Consider the following 18668-nt stretch of genomic DNA (forward strand, 5'->3'; position numbering starts at 1 on the left):
TTGCTAAACAATAAAAAAAGGACTGAGCGTTAACACTTAGTCCTTTTTTGTTTTTATCAATTTTTAATTAGTCTTTAAATTGCTTGTGGCATTCTTTACAACCTTTAGCCCATGCACCAAAGGCTTTACCAATAACCGCTTTGTCACCAGATTGAGCAGCTAGAGCAAGTTTGTCTGCGTTTGCCGCAAACGCATTGGCTTTTTCAACAAATACCGTATTTTCAGACCACACAGCAGCAAGTGCCGATGTATCGCCTTTGTCTGTTCCTGCATAAAACGCTTCCCATGGCATTTTTGAAAGCGCTGCTGCGTTATTTGCACGCATTTTGAATTGCTCAGCGTCAAACGGAACCTTGCCCTTAAGCATTGCGCCCATATCACCAATTTGAACTGATAGTATAGAGAATGCACTTTGACGGTATTCAATCGCGTCGCTTGGCTCTTTAAACGCAGAGTTTGCAGATACACTTAGCGCGCATGTTGTTAGTAATGCACCCGCTAGAATCTTTTTAAATTTCATATTATTGCCCCTGTTAACTATTTTTTGACTATTGCTTTGTATCTTAGCTATTGGTTTTATTCAAGCTAATACAGAAAAATTAACTAAAAGTTAATCGTTCATATCAATATCAGCAAATATCATCCCACGTCGCATACTCCGAGTCGCTAAGAATACCTCACCAAGTAATGACATAAATGCACATATTAACAACGCCATAGCGGCCACAAAACAACTAGCGATAGTAACGCCTAAGTTTATTGATTGAATGTGAGATAAAAATAACAGCATAACCACTGCGCATACAAGCAAAGCGCTCAAAACACTTAAACTAAAGGCTATGTGTATACAACGGGATCGTTTTAATAGAGCGCGAAGTTCTGTTGCGAGTGATTTATTAAAATCTTCATCGGTGCTTACTTTTAACTTGCGCTCTAATTGCCTCGCACGGTCCGTAATACGAGCCAAGCGGTTTGATAAAACGCCAAGGGTTGCAGCAATACCCGTTATTAAAAACACCGGTGCAACGGCTGTTTGTATTACTTTAGCCATAGTTAAAATGTTGATTACATCATTATTCATAAAGTACCTGGTGATAATGCAGTTTTTGTTTACAAACATTCACAAAAGTGAAGTGTTTTTTTATTTATATATATCAGTAACTTGGTGTTTTTTTATTTGTGTTCTTTGTATGCTTTATGCTTATTTGTAACCAAAGTGTTGCTTGGTGGGTAATGAACGTTTTATATTCATTCATACATTGTAATTTGCTTTATTAATGTGACTACAATAATACATAAAATATCCTAGGGGAACTCATGAGTAACAATATAATAAAAAAGACAGCGATAGCGACGGCTGTTTCTAGCGCATTTGTGGCAACACTTGCAAGTGCCGCTGAATTACCAAAAGCAAATGTTAACTACAAACAAGTAGAGCAAGTAGTTGAAGTTGCAGCAGACAAAAAAGAGCCTTCAGCTCATATGATCGTTCTTAAAGCAGCAACATCTGTGGATTCAGTAACCGCTGGAACTTATCAGGCTTCAAGTAGCCGTGAAATAACAGCTCAGGTTGAGCAGCTTCAAGACATAATGACTGCAGAGTTGAGCAACTTAGATTTTGATGCAAAAGTAATTGGCAAAACAAAAATTCTTGCTCCAACGTTAATAGTTCAAGCAACACCTGAAGCTTTAAAGCAAATTGCAAAAGATGATCGCGTTGCAAAAGTATTACCAATGTTTGACAGTGAACTTCACGTTGCAGCAAGCTCTGATTATATCAACGCTAAACCATTAATTACTGATGGTATTGTAAGCGGTAAAGGCCAGCGCGTTGCAGTACTAGATACAGGTATTGACTATACTCACGCAGCATTTGGCGGTGCAGGTACTGTTGAAGCATACCTAGCAGCACAAGAAGATCCTACAACGGTTACATGGCCACAAGGCATTGTACAAGGTGGTTATGACTTCATTCGTGATGATGCAGATCCAATTGAAAATGACGCTGCAAATTCACCGTCAACAGGTGATCCAACAAATCACGGTACCTCATCTGCAAACTCTGTAAACGGTATTGCACCAGAGGTTGAGCTATACGCATATTCTGTATGTGGTGGTGGTTGTCCAAGTGCAGCACAAGCAGCTGCATTAGAAGCTGCAATGGATCCTAACGGTGATGGGGATATTTCAGATCGTGTTGACGTAATGAACATGTCTCTTGGTGGTGAATTTGGTGACACTTACACTGGTGGTGGTACACAATACCTAGTACAACGTGCTGTTGAATTGGGTGTTAACATGGTAATTTCTGCCGGTAACGATGGTGATAACCCATTCCGTGTTGGTGGTCCAAGTACAACCCCTAACGCCTTGTCTGTTGGTGCAATGACACACCCAACAACAGAGGTTGGTATTGCAAGTGGAACAGTTGCAGGCGTTGAAGGCGATATTCAAGCGTCAGGTTTTGGCCCACAAGAAGGCTTTACCCTATCAGGTGCTGATATTGATTTAGTATACCCTACAGCAAATCAAAACGGCTGTGATGCTTTTGCAGAAGATGTTGACTTTACAGGCAAAGCGGTACTTATAGACCGTGGTGCCTGTGCATTCACACAAAAAGTACTAAACGCACAAGCTAAAGGTGCTGAGTTTGTATTTATTGCAAATAACACTGACGACGGCACACCAGCCCCAATGGGTGGTTTTGATGCTGCCGTAACTATTAAAAACGTTGGTATTAATTTTGCTGCGGGTGCTGCACTAAAAGCACAGCTAGAAGCTGGCGGCCCTGCAACATTTGATATTAGTGTTGAGATTAAAACAACAGCGGGTGCTGTGGCAACATTCTCATCACGCGGCCCTTCAATGGATGGTTTACTTAAACCAGAAATTACAGCGCCAGGTACAAGTATTGAGGTAGCAGCAACAGGAACTCAAACGGGCACTAACCCTGTGTCGGGTACCTCGTTCTCAGGTCCAATTACAGCCGGTGCAGTTGCTATGATCCGTGAAGCTCACCCGAATCGTAATGCGTTTGAAATTAAAGCAACGATTATGAACGCGGCAAACCTTGAAGTAACTAACGAACCTCTTGCTATCAATCCTGATTCAGAGCTTGCGCCTATTAGTATGATAGGTGCTGGTTTAGTCGATGTGACTAAAGCTGTTAACTTACCTGTTGCAGCATGGGTACATAATGCCGAGTTTGATACAAAACAAGCTGCCCTTTCTTATGGTTTAGTGAGCCTTGCAGAAGCCGGTTCTATCACTAAAACAGTCACTGTGAAAAACTTCTCTGCTGAAGCGAAAACATACAACCTTCGTACTGAAGCACGTTACGAAAGCGACGAAAAAACTGAAGCTGTTAGCTGGGATTTCCCAGAGTCAGTAACAATCCCTGCTGGGCAAGCTGTAAACTTTGACATCACAATGATGGTTGACCCAAGTAAACTACCTGCATGGGAATTAGAGAATCCATTTAGTGCTGATGATATTGCTGCTCGTAGTGCTGCACTAACATCGATTGAGTTTGATGGTGCGTTAGTATTTGATGATGCGTCAACAGATACAACCCACGATTTACACGTTGTGTATCATGCAATGCCAAAAGCAGCAACAGAGCTAAGTTATACTGCCGAGCTGATTGACAATAAAGTTGCACTAGTACTTGAAAACACTGGCCAGACTGAAATCACTCCTCAGGCTGAAAGCATTATTGCAGTAGGTACAGAGAAAACAATGGAAGAGGCAGAGTATAATATTCTGTCGAGCACATTCTCTGCATTTGGTGCAGACTTCTGTGATTCAGGTATTTACATCACTTCATCAATTCAATTACGTGATCCGCTAACGCATACATTCCAAGCAGGTTACAGAGTTGAAATCGATACAGATAATGATGGTGTTGCTGATCAGTTCTTACAAAACTTAAATGACCGTGGTCGTACAACTGCGTCACCAGGTCGTAGCCGTACATTGATCGGTACTACTGACGGTGCTGGCAACGATGGTTGGGCATGGGGTACACCACTTCTTCATTCAGCAGGTGAAGATACAATCACATTTACTGGTTGTTCTGAGCTAATGAACATCGATGGGTCGTTACTTGGTCAGCCAATGAACTTCAGAGTATCAGTGGGTTACCCAAGCTACCAATCAGGTGTATTCTCTGAGACAGACAGTGTAACTGGCTCAGTTGTATTTGGTGTTCAACCAGAAGTTCAAATGACTTCGCTTGAAACTGGCGAAGCTGTTGCATCACTTCTACCTGGTGAAAAAGCAATGGTATCTGCAAGTGGTCCATTTGTTTTATCTCAAGGTGCTGGCACTAACATCATTAAAGCAATGACAAGTGAAGAGCTTACATTACCAGCTATTGAGGCGCCTATCTTAGTGGGTGGTGAATTCTCAGTTTCTGAAGATGCAGCCGATGGTACAGTAGTTGGCGCGCTTACAATTGAAGAAGCTGAGTTTGATTTAGCGGTTTCTGAGTACTACGTTCAATCAAACACCAATATTGGTTTAGGTGTTGATGAGCAAGGCCAAATTGTTGTTGCTGACACCAATATGTTAGCAGGTGATACCACTGCTGAAATGGAAGTTGTTGCGATTGATATTCGAGGCAATGTTTCTGAGCCTGTAACTGTAACTGTTAATGTAACTGCAGTAGTACCTCCGGCTGTTGTTACTCCAGAGCCAGAGAAGAAAAGTTCTTCAGGTTCATTAGCTTGGTTAACTCTTTTAGTTGCACCGTTCGCATTTATGCGTCGTCGCAAGCAAAAGTAAGCTTAAAAACGCTTAAGTACTAAATAAAGGGAGCTTCGGCTCCCTTTTTACATAGCTTCACAAACTAAATCACATAAGGTACTAATTTTAGGTATATTTAAGTAACAAACAAAAATAATAAGGATTTTGCCTGATGACACGTACTCCCTTTGCACTTGCTGCACTCTCGCTTGCTATTCTAAGTGGTTGTAATAAAGCCCCCGAAGAAACTCATAAAAACACGGTTCAAGTTGAGTCAGCTCAAGTAGTAACCGCGGTTGCACCCATTGCTAAAAAAGTACCCCATGAAATGACCATTCATGGTGATACACGTATAGATAATTACTACTGGCTTAGAGATGACGAACGAAAAGCACCTGAAATCATTAGCTACTTAGAAGCAGAAAATGCCTACTCTGAGGCTATGCTCGCGCATACTAAAGCACTGCAAAGTAGTTTATTTGAAGAGCTTAAAGGGCGAATTCAAAAAGATGATGACTCAGTTCCAGTAAAGGACGGAGAGTACTATTACTCGTCGCAAACTCGCGGCGATAATGAGTATGCCACTTACTTACGCAGTAGTGATTTTGCAGGCACCGATCAGGAAGTTATTTTAGACGTAAATGAACTAGCTAAAGGCCATGACTATTTTGCGGTTAGCGGCCTAAATGTAAGCCCAAATGACAACTTAATGGCATATGGTGAAGATACGGTGAGTCGTCGTGTTTACAACATAAAAATTAAAGATTTAAGCACTGGTAAATTATTAGAAGACACGCTCGAAGGCACCAGTGGTTATGTTGTGTGGGCGAACGACAATAAAACGGTGTATTACATCAAAAAAGATGCGCAAACCTTACTCGGTTACCAAGTTTATCGCCATACGCTTGGTACACCACAAAGCGATGATGAGCTTGTTTACGAAGAAACAGACACAAGCTATTACACCGGTATGAGCAAGAGCAAAGACGGCTCAGAAATTTATATTTGGCATAGCAGTACCGATGCATCGGGTTTGTCAGTGCTGAGTGCAAATGATGTAGACGCTAAGCCTAAGCGTTTAATTGAGCGTGAAGCCAACCTAGAATACAGCATTTCAAAATTAGGCAATACTTATTACATTGTGACTAATTTAAATGCGGTTAACTTTCAGCTTATGAAAGTTGATATTGATAAAGCCGGTGATAAAGCAAATTGGCAAAGTGTGATCCCTGCTCGCGAGGATATTAAACTCGAAGACGTTGAGTTATTTGATGACTACTTGGTATATCAACAACGTGAAATGGGTCAATCAACACTGATTGCGCGTAATTTAACATCAGGCAAAGAGTTACCACTAAGCTTTAACGACAGTGCGTACACCATTAATGCGTACGGTAATAACGAATTGAACAGCGATACGCTGCGTGTGTATTACACCAGTATGACGACACCGGGCTCATCTTATGATGTTAATTTGGCCACTGGCGCAAAAACATTATTGAAGCAACAAACGGTATTAGGTGACTTTAACGCAGATAACTACGCGTCTGAGCGTATTTTTGTTACAGCACGCGATGGCGTAAAAGTACCGGTGAGTTTGGTGTATCGAAAAGAGCTATTTAAAAAAGATGGTACTAACCCATTATTGCAATACGGCTATGGTTCGTATGGTGCAACAATGGATCCGAGCTTTTCTTCTGCACGACTAACGTTGCTTGACCGTGGCTTTGTATTTGCAATTGCTCACGTACGAGGCTCGCAAATGTTAGGTCGTCCTTGGTACGAAGCGGGTAAGCTACTTACCAAAAAGAACACGTTTAACGACTTTGTAGATGTAACTAAGTCATTAGTTGAGCAAAAATATGGTGCAAAAGACAGCATATTTGCACAAGGCGGTAGTGCGGGTGGACTCTTAATGGGGGCAGTGGCTAACCAAGCGCCTGAGCTTTATAAAGGCATGGTTGCACAGGTTGCGTTTGTTGATGTGGTGACCACTATGCTGGATGAAACTATTCCGCTTACAACGAACGAGTATGGCGAGTGGGGTAACCCTAACGAGAAAGAATACTACGATTATATGTTGTCTTATTCACCGTACGATCAAGTCAGTAAGCAAGACTACCCTAATATGTTAGTAACTACAGGCTTACACGATTCACAGGTTCAATATTTTGAGCCAGCAAAATGGGTTGCGAAGTTGCGTGACTACAAAACAGATGATAATAAGCTACTATTTAAAATAGACATGGAAGCCGGACATGGCGGTGCTTCTGGCCGTTTTAAACGCTTAGAAGATGCTGCGTTAAATTATGCATTTATGCTTGATTTAGCCGGTATAAAAAAATAGCCACACCCAAATTCAACTAAGTAATGAGCCAAGGCGTAACGTTAAGTTACGCCTTTTTTTGTGGCAAGTTAAAGCTAAACATAGTGCCTTTACCTATTTCACTTTGAACGTTTATTTCACTGTCCATGAGCTTTAATAGCCCGCGGCAAATAGCAAGGCCTAACCCACCTTGTTGGCGGCCCGCTTTATTAGAATTACTAGCTTGGTAGTGGGGATCAAAGATAGCTTGTAACTCATCGTGTTTAATACCCACGCCGGTGTCCGAAACCTGCACAAATAATTGATTGTCATCACCGCGTTTTACACGTATAGCAATACTACCATCACGCGGGGTATGCCTAATGGCGTTATCGATTAAGTTACTTAAAACACGCTCAAGCTTGGCTATGTCGGCAATGACGGGAAAGTCACAAATTTCTGGCTCAACCGATAAATTAATGCCTTTTTTCTCTACGGCCAAACTAAACTTAGCAATACAATCGTAAATGAGCTCTCCTAGGTTAAATGTTTCTTTATTAATATTTATTTGGCCATTTTCTAGGTGTGCGAGTTCAAAAATTTGCTCTATTAGTTGCTTGAGTTGGCCACAGTTATTCAATGATACTTGCAAGTAATCTTGCTGCTCTTGCGCACTTAATTTGTCACCTGACTGATTTAACACCTCTAAAAAACCTTGTAACGAAGCCAGTGGCGTACGTAAGTCGTGAGATAAGTGGGTAAGTAGCTCTTTGCGTTGTTTATCGCCTTGTTCTAGTGCTTTAAATTGCTCGTCTATACGTGTAAGCATTGCTTGAATAGTTCGACTTAAGCTGTGGACTTCATTACTTTTTTGAGTTGAATAGATACTCAGCTTTGTATCGGTTAGGCTATAATTAGCAGCCTCTATATTGCTCACATCTTTTGCAAGACGTTGAATAGGATTTGTAAAAAATCGCAGTAAAATAAGCATCGCAATAAATAAAAAAACGAGTGCTGAGCCAAGCCATATGGCAGCCACTAATAACGAGTCGTTACTTTTTATATTATTGAGTGAGGTGTCGTATGCCTCACCACCAATAATTACGTATAAATACCCTTGCAATGCGTTGTTATTAAAAACAGGCGCCACAGAAAATATTTTTTGTTGATCAGGGTTTCTTGGGTTGTCGCCATAAACCGGTGTAGCACTTGGGTTGGCTATAAGGTGCTTTAAAGGCGTTAAATTAATATGTGTACGCTTCACTTTTCCGGGCTCTGCAGAGTAAGTTAATATTTTTCCGTTTTCGTCTACAAAGTAAAATTCAAAGGCGGGGCCGAGTAACATTAAAGTATGAAATAGGTTTTCAAGGGCTCCGTAATCGTATACACCCTCTTTTATCAATGGATTATCTTGTACTAAATGCTCAGCTAGCGCTAAATGTAAATTTTGTTCTCCATGGTGTTTAGAGGTGAGTTCTAGTTGTTTACTCCAGCTATAAACCAGCGCGCAAATAAAACAAAAAATAACGGCTAACGACACTGCTAATTTTTGGTACAAAGAGAGCTTCATAATAAAAGTCTTAATTAAGTTGGTTTGGATTGAGTTTGTATCCCACACCCCAAACGGTTTCTATAATAGGTGTCGATTGGTGCAATTCAAGCTTTGCGCGCAAGCGATTAATATGTGAATTAACAGTATGTTCGTAACCGCTGTGTTGGTACCCCCATACTTTATCGAGCAGTTGCTGGCGACTAAATACATGGTTAGGGTGGCGTGCAAAATACACCAGCAGGTCAAATTCGGTGGCGGTAAGATTAATTGATTGTTCGGCTAAATACACTTGATGAGAGTCAAACTCAATGTTTAATGAGCCAACTTTAAGGGTTTGTTCACTAACAACAGAGGGTTTATCAGTATTTTGGCTGGCGAGTAATTGTGCTCTGTGTCGCAGTTGGGTTTTTACTCTGGCTTGAAGTTCACGTGCAAAAAAGGGTTTACAAATATAGTCGTCTGCGCCCATTTCTAGGCCAATAACTCTGTCCATGTCGCTACTTAGTGCGGTGAGTAAAATAACGGAGGTTGTTGGATAGTGCTCTTTTATTTTACGACATAAACTCAACCCATCCATTTGCGGAAGGTTTATATCCAGTAAAATAAGCCCGTAGGGGTGCTTAGCTATTTTCTTTAAAGCCAGTTCAGCACTAACAACATGATCCACATGCAAATTTAGCGATGTAAGCTGTGTGGTAATTAATTTACCAATTTCTCTGTCGTCTTCGACTACAAGTAATTTTTCATGACGCATTGTTTATCCTCGTAAAAAAAAGGGGGCTTCCGTGCGCCCCTACTTCCCCATTACAAGCTGGTATATCGAGGTTGACATTGATAAACGAATTACTGAGTGCGGGTAATAACCACTTTTGCTAATGGGTTATCAAATTTATGCTCAGGGCTAAGCACTGAACTAGATAAACCATCTTCATTTGTAACGACACCTGGGTGTCTTGCTACAAAATTAACATCATCACGGGCTTCATTAAAACCTTCTCCGCCATCAGCAGGACCGGGTATCGTACCAGCTGCTTCTGTATTTGCTTCAGTACCTGCATCATAAGCAACGGTGGTGCGAGTTAAAGAGTCGCCCACGGCTAATGAAGATACGTCTAAAGCACTAAGACCGGTAAATCCATCATTCGTATTCACCATCATAGTGGCAAGCGACAGCTTAAGTGCTTCAAGTGAGTCTGTGGTTAATGTGATCGTGGTATTAGCACCAGGTCCAACAGGGCCTTCGCTTGATGCGTTGGCAATGGCGTTTTCTAATGCTAGCAGTTGGCTGTTGTCGCCTCCTTCAGCCATGGTTTCTAATGCAACCGATGCCGCACTACCTATTTGCCAAAGTGTGCCTTCTGTATGTGCAATAACAGCAATAGGCGATAGTGGCTGCCCTGCAGTTAAGTTGCTTACGGTTACATCAAATGTATAGCTTACAGGCTCAGGCGTTGGCGGTGTGACAACCTGAACAGGATCGTTACTGTCGTTGTCGCCACAGGCTGCAAGTGAAGCTGCTAGTGCAACAACCACGATGCTTTTTTTAAAGTTATTTAAAGATACCATGATTACGCTCCTACTTAACCGTAACGGTTAGCTTAGCTACAGGGTTTAACCACCTGTGAACCGTATTACTTAAATCGCTATTACCAGCGGTTAAATCGTCGTCACCTAGTGTGCCAGGGTGAATATGCACGTTAATGTTGCTATCGGTACTTGTTAAGCCTGCGCCACCTGTACCCGCATCACCACCTGGTGCTGCAGGAATACCTGGCGTACCCGGTGCACCAGAACCTTCAACCACTAGCTCATTATTTTGCTCCGTGCCCGCATCGTATGCATTTAAATAGACCGTGTAGGTACCTGCTTCGGTTGGTATTTTCCAGCTATCAAGGCCAACAAAGCCATCGTTTGTAGGCAGTAACATAGCGGTCACCGATAAGTAATCGTTACCGTCAGTCGTCATTAATGTGGTCATGGTTGATGACGATGGCGCTAATAAACCTTCTGCTGGGTTTGCAGCCATATCGCTACCTGCTGCAGTGGCTTGTGCCATTAGCTCAGCAATGTTGCCACCTTCAGCCATTGTTTGTAATGCGGTAGAAGCTTCAGTTGCAACTTCAAAAAGCTTATCTTCACTGTTATGTGCTGTAACTAGTAGCGGAGTGAAGTGAATGCCTTGGGTTAGGTTGGTTATTGTTAAGTCTAACTCTGCAGCCATGGTTGACTGGCTAGCTACCGCTAAAAGAGTTGCAAGTGTAAATGTTGAAGCTTTCATTTTTTATTTCCTGTAAGTGATGATTCGAGATAAGTATTGAATAATCGTCTCCAGAAACTCTCACAAACTTATCACTTTTTTATCACAGACATTTAGGCTGTGATTTTTGTAAATAAATACGCCAGAAAATTTATATACCTGTGTATAATTAAACCGCATTATAAAAATTAAAGGATTGTGTTATGGAAGAAAATCAACAGGTTAAAGTAGTAAATAAAGATGAACGTACATGGGCAATGTTGTGCCATTTAAGCGCATTTGCTGGTTTTATTGTGCCGTTTGGTTCAATAATAGGGCCATTAATTATTTGGTTAATTAAAAAAGATGAAATGCAAATGGTCAATGAGCACGGTAAAAAAGCGCTTAATTTTCAGATAACTATGGCCATTGCCTATATTATTTGTTTTGTGTTGATGTTTGTTGTGATTGGTGTAATTTTACTTCCTATTGTGGCTATATTTGCTTTTGTGATGGTGGTTTTAGCGAGTATTAAAGCCAATGAAGGTAAAGAGTTTAATTATCCACTGAGTTTAAATTTGATAAAATAAGCGCTCAATTATTTGTATAAACCGACCCTAGCCTTAGGCTGGGGTTTTACCTTTTCCCGCAAGGTTATTATGCTTTATCTAACGCTGTTTTTAAGCGCATTTATTTCAGCTACGCTATTGCCGAGTTCTTCAGAGGTGATCATGGTGGGAATGATCACACAAAGCCAAGTTAACCTTTGGCTTTTATGGTTGGTAGCAACACTAGGTAATGTATTGGGAAGCTGTGTTAACTATTGGTTAGGCACGCAAGTTTTACGTTTTAAACATAAAAAGTGGTTTCCGGTATCAGAGCAAGGGCTTGAAAAGGCGCAAAATCAGTTTAATAAATATGGCGTGTACAGCTTATTGTTTGCATGGCTGCCTATTGTTGGCGATCCACTAACAGTCATTGGTGGTATTTTTAAAGTAAGGTTTAGCGTGTTTTTGGTTTTAGTAACACTTGGCAAAGGCGCACGCTACTTAGCGGTTATTGCCCTTGCCGTGGGGATAGAAGCTCTTATTTAAGCTATACGCAGGCTACTTTGTCCAATCAAGTGTTAATGATACAGAGTCAGCAAAGCGAAGCGCATGCGGTTTATCTACACGGGCTTTAGCGTAATTTACACTTGGATGAGAATGACAAACCGCAAGAATTTCAGCTACGAGCTTTTCTAGTAATAAAAAGTGCCCTTGCTCAACTAAACTAATTACCTCTTTGGTGATCACTTTATAGTTAAGTGCTTGGTCTACTTCATCGGTTTTACATGCGTTATCAGCAGGGTAGTGAATCTCTAAATTAATGACTACGTCTTGCTTTTTTTCACGCTCTTCAGGATTAAAACCAATAAATGTACGCAAGCGTAAGTTAGTAACATTAATAATTGCGTTGGCCATAGATTACCCTTTAATAAGCTGCAAAAATTCGTTGCGTGTTTTAGGGTCGCTTCTAAAGTTACCCAGCATTACCGATGTACGCATGCTTGAGTTTTGCTTTTCTACACCACGCATCATCATACACATGTGCTTTGCTTCAACAATAACACCTACGCCTTTTGCGCCGGTTACTTCTTCAACGGCTTTGGCAATTTGATGTGTTAACTGTTCTTGTATTTGAAAGCGACGCGAAAACATATCAACAATACGCGCAAATTTAGATAACCCCAGCACTTTGCCATTTGGAATATAAGCAATATGGCAGCGGCCAATAAATGGCAGTAAGTGGTGCTCACACATAGAGTAAAGTTCTATGTCTTGTACTAATACCATGTCGTCGGCATCAGAGGTAAATACTGCATTATTAGTAATTTCATCAAGCGTTTGGCGATAACCTTGTGTTAGGTATTCCATTGCTTTTGCCGCACGTTTTGGTGTGTCTAATAGACCTTCACGTTCAGCGTCTTCGCCTACGGCGGTTATAATTTTTTGGTAGCTGTCTTTTAATTCGTTATGCATAGGTGTCTCAGTGTTTTTTACTTTAAATGACGTCCGCCATCAACAGGAATAGAGCGCCCTGTTATGTACTGGCTTTGTAAGAGTAAATCAATGCTGTTAACAATTTCTTGGCACCCAGGTTCGATGCCCATCAATGATTTTTTGAGTGTTTTAGCGCGGTATTGTTCGTCGTCGTGCTCGTTAAAAATAATAAGCGAAGGCGCAACCGCATTTACTTTTATATTAGGTGCATATTTAGCACTAAACGATTTTGTTAGATTATCAAGTGCGCCCTTGCTTGCCGCGTATGCCAAATGCTTAGGGCTTCCTGTTTCAACCACATAGTCAGTAAGGTGCACAATATCTGCTGCGGTGCCACTAGCGTGCTGGTACGCTAAAAGTAAGTCAGCGCACTGCATATTAATTAAGTAAGGTGCTTTGGCATGTATGCGCATCATGTTATCAAAAAGCTTGGCGTGGTCTGGGTTATTTGCTTCACAGTCCCAGCTAGATGCGTTGTGTATAACAGCCTTTAAAGATTGGGTATGGGCTTTCAATGTATTAATAAACTCATTAATTCCCGCATCAGTACTAAAATCGGCATGAATACAGGTCACCCCTTGCTGCGCTAGTTTTTCTACAGCATCATGGCGAGTACGGTAAGTAATAATCACTTTTTGCCCTTGGGTAAGGTAGTGCTGAGCAAGGGCTAGGCCGATTCGTTGGCCTGCGCCAGTAATTAAAATAGGCGATGTCATATAATGCAGTGTTCTCTTTGGCAAGTTTTTAATAAATATTAGTACGTTAAGTGCAATGTGTACGTAATATTCGAGTGGGGCGATCAAAAAAGCAATTAAACTAGATGCTGTTAATTGCTTTTTATATCACTTATATCAATCGTAAATTGTTGGTATTGGCTGGCGTTTATGTTGCGTGCGCAGATATATACCGATTAACTTTTGCTCCACCTCTTCAGAGACAGGTTTGCCCTCTAAAAAATCATCAATTTGGTTGTAACTTAAACCAAGTGCTTCTTCGTCGGTGAGGCCTGGTCGGTCGCTTTCTAAATCGGCTGTAGGGGCTTTTTCAACAAGCAATGCTGGCGCGCCTAAAGCAGTCGCTAGTGCGCGAACTTGGCGCTTAGATAAGCCAAAAAGAGGCGCCAAATCACATGCACCATCGCCAAATTTAGTGTAAAAGCCTGTAATATTTTCAGCGCTATGGTCGGTGCCAACCACTAAACCTTGACTAAAACCGGCAATTTCGTATTGGGAAACCATGCGTTGGCGCGCTTTAACGTTACCTTTAATAAAATCTATTTGTGCTTGTTCTGGTAATGCGTCACCGCTGCTAGTCATTGCCATTAACACTTGCTCATGCAATGCATCGGCAGCAGGCTGAATGTTAACGGTCATGCGCATACTTGGCTGAATAAAATCAACCGCCATTTGCGCTTCGTCTTCATCAACTTGAACACCGTAAGGTAAGCGCACAGCAATAAATTGGTATTTATTAGTGCTGTGTTCTTCGTTTAATTCGTTAACAGCTAACTGGCATAAACGGCCGCAAGTTGAAGAATCAACCCCGCCACTAATACCAAGCACAAGCGACCGTGAGTGAGCCGCAACTAAACGTGCTTTTATAAAGTTAACTCGACGAGATATCTCAGCGTTTACATCAATGGTTGGCTGAACTTTCATTTCAGCCATTATTTCGGCGCGCATTGCCGGCTCCTTGTAATATTTTAAATGTGATACGCAATAAACTTATTATGTGATTTAGTTTTACTTATTTAAAGCCCTAAATGTGCTTTTATCTGGTTAAGTTCTGCTTTTAGCTCTTCTACTTCGCGTAATAAATCGTTTAGCTCTTTATCTTTAATCGCTTCGCTGGGTAAATTAATGGTATCGCTATCAGGTGTAATTTGTTGCTCACCAAATAAATGAATATATCGGCTTTCACGTTTACCTGCTTCGCGCGGTAGTTTGGCGACTTGCTCGTCTTCAATTAGTTTATTTAGGGCGTTTTCAACCTCATCTACATTATTAAAATCAGCGAGGCGAGCGCTGCGAGTTCTTAATTCGCCGGGTGTTTGGGCGCCGCGTAACAGCAATAGGCAAATAATGGCACGTTGTTGTGCTGAAAACTGTAAGCTACTAAATTCGGTATTGCAAAAGCGGTGGTCGTACTTATTTACCCGCCCTGAAAGCGCTTCATCAACAGTAACTAGGCGTATATCACTAAGTTCATCTAGCGCATTTTGAACATCACTTTCTGTTAAATTAAGAACAGGATCGCGATTCGATTTTTGATTACATGCATTGGTTAGCCCATTGAGTGATAAAGGGTAATGCTCTGGTGTAGTGCTTTGTTTTTCCAGAAGGCAACCAATAACACGTTGTTGGTGTGGTGATAACTGCATAAGTACCCTTAAAAATATTAATTGTTAATGCTAATTAGTGGTAAGCCTAATTAACTGCCAAGCCAGTGCTGCAACTTGGGTTTTAAGGCGGCCATATCAAGCGGCTTAGTTAAGTAATCGTCCATGCCCGCAGCAATACATTTTTCTCTATCGCCTTGCATGGCATTAGCCGTTAAAGCAATAATTGAAACGCGATTATATATTTCACCTGCTTCGCCTTGCCTAATTGCTTGCGTGGCTTGGTAACCATCCATTATTGGCATTTGGCAATCCATTAAAATAAGTTTATACGGGTTATTTTGTTTGGCGTTTAGTTTGCTAATTGCTTGCTCACCATTTTCAGCAATATCAAAGATCACCCCAGCCTCTTTTAACAATGCAGAGGCCACAACTTGATTTATCTTATTGTCTTCTACTAATAATAAAACGGGCTCTGATGAATCTTTAATAGGTGCTTTTGTAAGTGTATTAGTGAGTTGCGCCTGATTTAATTGCTGCTCTAAAAATTTTTCATTAGTTAGTGAATCAAACAGATCTGATGGCGTAAGAGGTTTAAAAATCATGCAGTCGACATTCATTTTAAGCGTTGATTCTTTTTGTGAATAACTCATTGGGGCCATAATTACTGATTTACATTTAAACTTTTTAATAAAGTTTTGTAAGGCGGTTGTTTGCGTTTTTGCAGCAACAGAAAAAAAGTGATAATCAACTAAAATTGCATCGTATGAATGAGTCGTCTCTTCTAAGTGTATCAGCACCTCATTATAGTCATTAATAAACTCCACATGGGCCCCCCAAATCATCAGCTGTTTAGTGGCTATACTGGTATTTAAGTGGCATTCATCAATAATTAAAATACGTTTGTTGTTTATTAGATGGCTAGGTAAATCTTGCTCTTTACTTAATCTAGGCTGTATTTTTACACTGAACGTAAACGTACTGCCTTCGCCTTCAACACTGTTAACACTGACGCCGCCACCCATTAATTCACATAGCTGTTTTACTATAGTTAGCCCAAGGCCTGTACCGCCAAATTGGCGCGTAGTTGACGTGTCGGCCTGTGTAAATGAATTAAATAATGATGTTTGCTGGTTTTTATTAATACCAATACCAGTATCAATTACTGAGCACTCTAAAAAGGATCCATCGGTGGAGTCGTCCACTCTAGCTATAATAATAACGTCACCGTTTTTAGTAAATTTAACAGCATTGCCAATCAGGTTATTAAGAATTTGCCTAAGCCTATTCGGATCACTAATTATTTCACTTACTGTAATTTGGGTTGCGTCTAAAATAAGTTTTGTATTGTTTTGCTCTACTTTTAGTGCAAACGATTCAACCACTTCACCTAATAATTTTGGGAGATTAAACTGAATACTATCAATATTAAGTTTACCCGCTTCCATTTTTGAAAAGTCTAATATGTCATTAATAATATTAAGCAATGATTCGGCAGATGATTGCGCAAGCTCTATATGATGTGCTTGTTGTTGATCTAACTTTGTTTGCTTAATTATATTTAGCATGCCTAGCACCCCATTCATAGGAGTGCGAATTTCGTGGCTCATAGTTGCTAAAAATTCACTTTTTGCTGCCACCGCTTGTTCGGCTAATTCCTTAGCTTCTACTAACTCCTGTTCTGCTTCTATGCGTTGCTGGCTTGAATGTAAACTGCCTATAAGCGTAGCCACTGTGATTAAAAAACTTTCTTCGTTTTTTGTCCACAAGCGTGTGGTTTTGCATTGCTCAGCACATATTATTCCTAATACCCCGTTGCCGGCAGGGATTGTTACGCATAACATCGATTTTATTCCCAATGGCAATAAGTAATATGGCGATAAAGGAGATAGCGCTGAATTATGAATAACGTCGGGAATATTAAATACAGCTTGGTTATCAAGCATATTAAAAAAGTTAGGAAGGTGTTTTCTAAGCCAAGTAAGTTCAACGCTCTCGGCCTGTGTTAATTCGCTATGAAGTGCAAACGGTATTAACTGTGTTTGGTCTTCGTTATAAAAACGAATGCTGGCACGCTCAATTTTTAAAGCATGGCAAATAGCCTCAGTGAGTATGTCTTTTGATTGGCTAAGTTTACCGTTTAAAATGAGCTTATTAACTGTTAATGAGGCTAACGTTTCATTGTGCAGTGCTGTAAAGCTGTTTTCTAATTCAATTTTTTTACGGGTATCAATATTTTGTAGCGAACCAAAAATACGCACACATCGACCATTTTTATGTTCAGCTTCTGCGTTAACCAGTACCCATACGGCTTCCCCTTCACCGTTTATTACCTCTATTTCAACTTCGTAACTGTGGCCATACTTTATAGCACGTTCGAGTAGAGGTTTGATTATTTCTCTGCTTTCGCCTTCTTTAAAATAGCTTAAATCTTCAGGCCATTGTGGCTGGGTATTGAGTGGGTATTTAAACAGTTTTTTAGTCATATCTGACCAATAAACTTGCTTAGTTTCTAAATTAAACGACCACGCACCTATTTGCGCCAAATCGCTCATGGTTTCTAGCATTCTTTCGTTTTTTTGCTGGCGGTCAAGCATTTGTAAAAAAAACAAAAATGCCCACGCTAGTAAGGCACAAATAATAATTATTGCTAAACGTAATGGCCAAATTGCTGAGCTGGGTGGGCTCCAGCCCTGCTTTGGTGCAACATATAACTGCCAGTTACCGCCTTGAAAGTTTAGCGAAAATGCCAGAGGGTTTTGATTCAGTATTGTGGCGTCACCATAAAAAAACTCGCCTTTATCACCCAGCCCATTTCGGCCTTGAAGTGCAACGTTATAATTTTCTTCTAGATCTAAAATACCGGCGTTTTTATAAATTTTATTGATATCTAAAACAACCGACAGTAATCCCCAAAACGTATTCTCTGGCGGGGTATATACAGGTACGCGCGCTATGAGTGCTTTTCCACCTTGCACAAGTGTTAATGGGCCTGCCATTATAATTGTATTGGTATCGCGTGCTTTTATTGCATCAGCGCGTTGGTTTTTATTGGTCAGTAAGTTAAGGCCAAGCGCACCTTCGTTGCCTTTAATAGGGTAGGTCATTTTTATAATCATATTGGGTGCACCGCCAATATTTCGAAGTTCTTTTGATGTATTAAAAAGAGGGGCTGCAATTTGTGCAAAGCGTTCTTGATTTAAGTTAGGCTCTGCAGAAACCGCAACGCCTAAACCACGGACTAATTGAATGTTTGAAATTAAAATGGCTTCTAGTTGTGCTCTGTAGGTGCTTACTTCAAAGAGTATTTGTAGGCGATGAGCGTCTTTTACGCGGTTGTAATTAATGCGCTCTAGTACAACACTAATAAGCAGTAGTAGTGTCATCGATAACCAGAAGGTTCGTTTGTAGTTATGAATATTCGTTTTTTTATTATTAGTTGGCGGCAT

16 protein-coding genes are annotated in these 18668 nt (G+C 40.7%); 4 read left to right on the forward strand and 12 right to left on the reverse strand.

Going from position 1 to position 18668, the window contains the following annotated elements:
* Nucleotides 1-67: 67 nt before the first annotated feature.
* Both ATS76_RS04425 and ATS76_RS04430 read right to left on the reverse strand, forming a co-directional pair.
* Nucleotides 68-520: a c-type cytochrome gene (locus ATS76_RS04425; RefSeq protein ID WP_058551214.1), complete on the reverse strand. Its 453-nt coding sequence runs from the start codon at nucleotides 518-520 to the stop codon at nucleotides 68-70.
* A gap of 90 nt (nucleotides 521-610) precedes the next feature.
* A complete protein-coding gene (locus ATS76_RS04430) occupies nucleotides 611-1081 on the reverse strand; it encodes a DUF2721 domain-containing protein (RefSeq protein ID WP_006792500.1) in 471 nt (156 codons plus the stop codon).
* A 236-nt stretch (nucleotides 1082-1317) separates the two neighbouring features.
* On the opposite strand from ATS76_RS04430, the gene ATS76_RS04435 reads away from it, so the two are divergent.
* Nucleotides 1318-4785 (forward strand): S8 family serine peptidase, encoded by a 3468-nt coding sequence (locus tag ATS76_RS04435; protein WP_058551215.1) that lies wholly within the window; start codon nucleotides 1318-1320, stop codon nucleotides 4783-4785.
* Between the two features lie 133 nt (nucleotides 4786-4918).
* Entirely contained in the window at nucleotides 4919-7093 is a 2175-nt protein-coding gene (locus ATS76_RS04440) for a S9 family peptidase (RefSeq protein WP_058551216.1), read from the forward strand.
* A 46-nt stretch (nucleotides 7094-7139) separates the two neighbouring features.
* Here ATS76_RS04440 and ATS76_RS04445 read toward each other — a convergent pair whose 3' ends face one another.
* From ATS76_RS04445 to ATS76_RS04460, 4 genes are all read right to left on the reverse strand, one after another.
* Nucleotides 7140-8621 (reverse strand): sensor histidine kinase, encoded by a 1482-nt coding sequence (locus ATS76_RS04445; protein WP_058551217.1) that lies wholly within the window; start codon nucleotides 8619-8621, stop codon nucleotides 7140-7142.
* A gap of 10 nt (nucleotides 8622-8631) precedes the next feature.
* Entirely contained in the window at nucleotides 8632-9357 is a 726-nt protein-coding gene (locus ATS76_RS04450; protein ID WP_058551218.1) for a response regulator transcription factor, read from the reverse strand.
* Nucleotides 9358-9446: 89 nt separating this feature from the next.
* A complete protein-coding gene (locus ATS76_RS04455; protein WP_058551219.1) occupies nucleotides 9447-10169 on the reverse strand; it encodes a spondin domain-containing protein in 723 nt (240 codons plus the stop codon).
* Nucleotides 10170-10179: 10 nt separating this feature from the next.
* Nucleotides 10180-10881 carry a spondin domain-containing protein gene (locus tag ATS76_RS04460; RefSeq protein ID WP_006792493.1) on the reverse strand — a complete coding sequence of 234 codons (702 nt, stop codon included), beginning with the start codon at nucleotides 10879-10881 and terminating at the stop codon, nucleotides 10180-10182.
* Nucleotides 10882-11063: 182 nt separating this feature from the next.
* On the opposite strand from ATS76_RS04460, the gene ATS76_RS04465 reads away from it, so the two are divergent.
* Together ATS76_RS04465 and ATS76_RS04470 are read left to right on the forward strand one after the other, a co-directional pair.
* Nucleotides 11064-11429, forward strand: coding sequence for a DUF4870 domain-containing protein (locus tag ATS76_RS04465; protein ID WP_058403704.1), 366 nt, complete (start codon nucleotides 11064-11066; stop codon nucleotides 11427-11429).
* 69 nt (nucleotides 11430-11498) lie between these two features.
* Complete coding sequence (locus tag ATS76_RS04470; protein ID WP_058551220.1) at nucleotides 11499-11933, forward strand: YqaA family protein; 435 nt, start codon at nucleotides 11499-11501, stop codon at nucleotides 11931-11933.
* 12 nt (nucleotides 11934-11945) lie between these two features.
* On the opposite strand, the gene folX is transcribed toward ATS76_RS04470, so the two are convergent.
* From folX to ATS76_RS04500, 6 genes are all read right to left on the reverse strand, one after another.
* The gene (gene folX, locus ATS76_RS04475) at nucleotides 11946-12302 is read right to left on the reverse strand and encodes a dihydroneopterin triphosphate 2'-epimerase (RefSeq protein WP_008129424.1); all 357 of its coding nucleotides are present in this window, start codon (nucleotides 12300-12302) and stop codon (nucleotides 11946-11948) included.
* Nucleotides 12303-12305: 3 nt separating this feature from the next.
* The gene (folE, locus tag ATS76_RS04480) at nucleotides 12306-12860 is read right to left on the reverse strand and encodes a GTP cyclohydrolase I FolE (RefSeq protein WP_010557916.1); all 555 of its coding nucleotides are present in this window, start codon (nucleotides 12858-12860) and stop codon (nucleotides 12306-12308) included.
* A 17-nt stretch (nucleotides 12861-12877) separates the two neighbouring features.
* Entirely contained in the window at nucleotides 12878-13597 is a 720-nt protein-coding gene (gene folM, locus ATS76_RS04485) for a dihydromonapterin reductase (RefSeq protein ID WP_058551221.1), read from the reverse strand.
* A 135-nt stretch (nucleotides 13598-13732) separates the two neighbouring features.
* Nucleotides 13733-14563, reverse strand: coding sequence for an ammonia-dependent NAD(+) synthetase (gene nadE / locus ATS76_RS04490; protein ID WP_058551222.1), 831 nt, complete (start codon nucleotides 14561-14563; stop codon nucleotides 13733-13735).
* A gap of 68 nt (nucleotides 14564-14631) precedes the next feature.
* The gene (locus ATS76_RS04495) at nucleotides 14632-15261 is read right to left on the reverse strand and encodes a YceH family protein (RefSeq protein WP_058551223.1); all 630 of its coding nucleotides are present in this window, start codon (nucleotides 15259-15261) and stop codon (nucleotides 14632-14634) included.
* Between the two features lie 50 nt (nucleotides 15262-15311).
* Nucleotides 15312-18668, reverse strand: a complete 3357-nt coding sequence (locus ATS76_RS04500; protein WP_058551224.1) for an ATP-binding protein — start codon at nucleotides 18666-18668, stop codon at nucleotides 15312-15314.

Source organism: Pseudoalteromonas sp. 10-33 (assembly GCF_001469195.1).
Taxonomy (GTDB): Bacteria; Pseudomonadota; Gammaproteobacteria; order Enterobacterales; family Alteromonadaceae; genus Pseudoalteromonas.

Excerpts from the sequence above, each read along its gene's own strand:
- ATS76_RS04425 (WP_058551214.1), bottom strand. The coding sequence starts at position 520 with ATGAAATTTAAAAAGATTCTAGCGGGTGCATTACTAACAACATGCGCG.
- ATS76_RS04430 (WP_006792500.1), bottom strand. The coding sequence starts at position 1,081 with ATGAATAATGATGTAATCAACATTTTAACTATGGCTAAAGTAATACAA.
- ATS76_RS04435 (WP_058551215.1), top strand. The coding sequence starts at position 1,318 with ATGAGTAACAATATAATAAAAAAGACAGCGATAGCGACGGCTGTTTCT.
- ATS76_RS04440 (WP_058551216.1), top strand. The coding sequence starts at position 4,919 with ATGACACGTACTCCCTTTGCACTTGCTGCACTCTCGCTTGCTATTCTA.
- ATS76_RS04445 (WP_058551217.1), bottom strand. The coding sequence starts at position 8,621 with ATGAAGCTCTCTTTGTACCAAAAATTAGCAGTGTCGTTAGCCGTTATT.
- ATS76_RS04450 (WP_058551218.1), bottom strand. The coding sequence starts at position 9,357 with ATGCGTCATGAAAAATTACTTGTAGTCGAAGACGACAGAGAAATTGGT.
- ATS76_RS04455 (WP_058551219.1), bottom strand. The coding sequence starts at position 10,169 with ATGGTATCTTTAAATAACTTTAAAAAAAGCATCGTGGTTGTTGCACTA.
- ATS76_RS04460 (WP_006792493.1), bottom strand. The coding sequence starts at position 10,881 with ATGAAAGCTTCAACATTTACACTTGCAACTCTTTTAGCGGTAGCTAGC.
- ATS76_RS04465 (WP_058403704.1), top strand. The coding sequence starts at position 11,064 with ATGGAAGAAAATCAACAGGTTAAAGTAGTAAATAAAGATGAACGTACA.
- ATS76_RS04470 (WP_058551220.1), top strand. The coding sequence starts at position 11,499 with ATGCTTTATCTAACGCTGTTTTTAAGCGCATTTATTTCAGCTACGCTA.
- folX (WP_008129424.1), bottom strand. The coding sequence starts at position 12,302 with ATGGCCAACGCAATTATTAATGTTACTAACTTACGCTTGCGTACATTT.
- folE (WP_010557916.1), bottom strand. The coding sequence starts at position 12,860 with ATGCATAACGAATTAAAAGACAGCTACCAAAAAATTATAACCGCCGTA.
- folM (WP_058551221.1), bottom strand. The coding sequence starts at position 13,597 with ATGACATCGCCTATTTTAATTACTGGCGCAGGCCAACGAATCGGCCTA.
- nadE (WP_058551222.1), bottom strand. The coding sequence starts at position 14,563 with ATGCGCGCCGAAATAATGGCTGAAATGAAAGTTCAGCCAACCATTGAT.
- ATS76_RS04495 (WP_058551223.1), bottom strand. The coding sequence starts at position 15,261 with ATGCAGTTATCACCACACCAACAACGTGTTATTGGTTGCCTTCTGGAA.
- ATS76_RS04500 (WP_058551224.1), bottom strand. The coding sequence starts at position 18,668 with ATGCCGCCAACTAATAATAAAAAAACGAATATTCATAACTACAAACGA.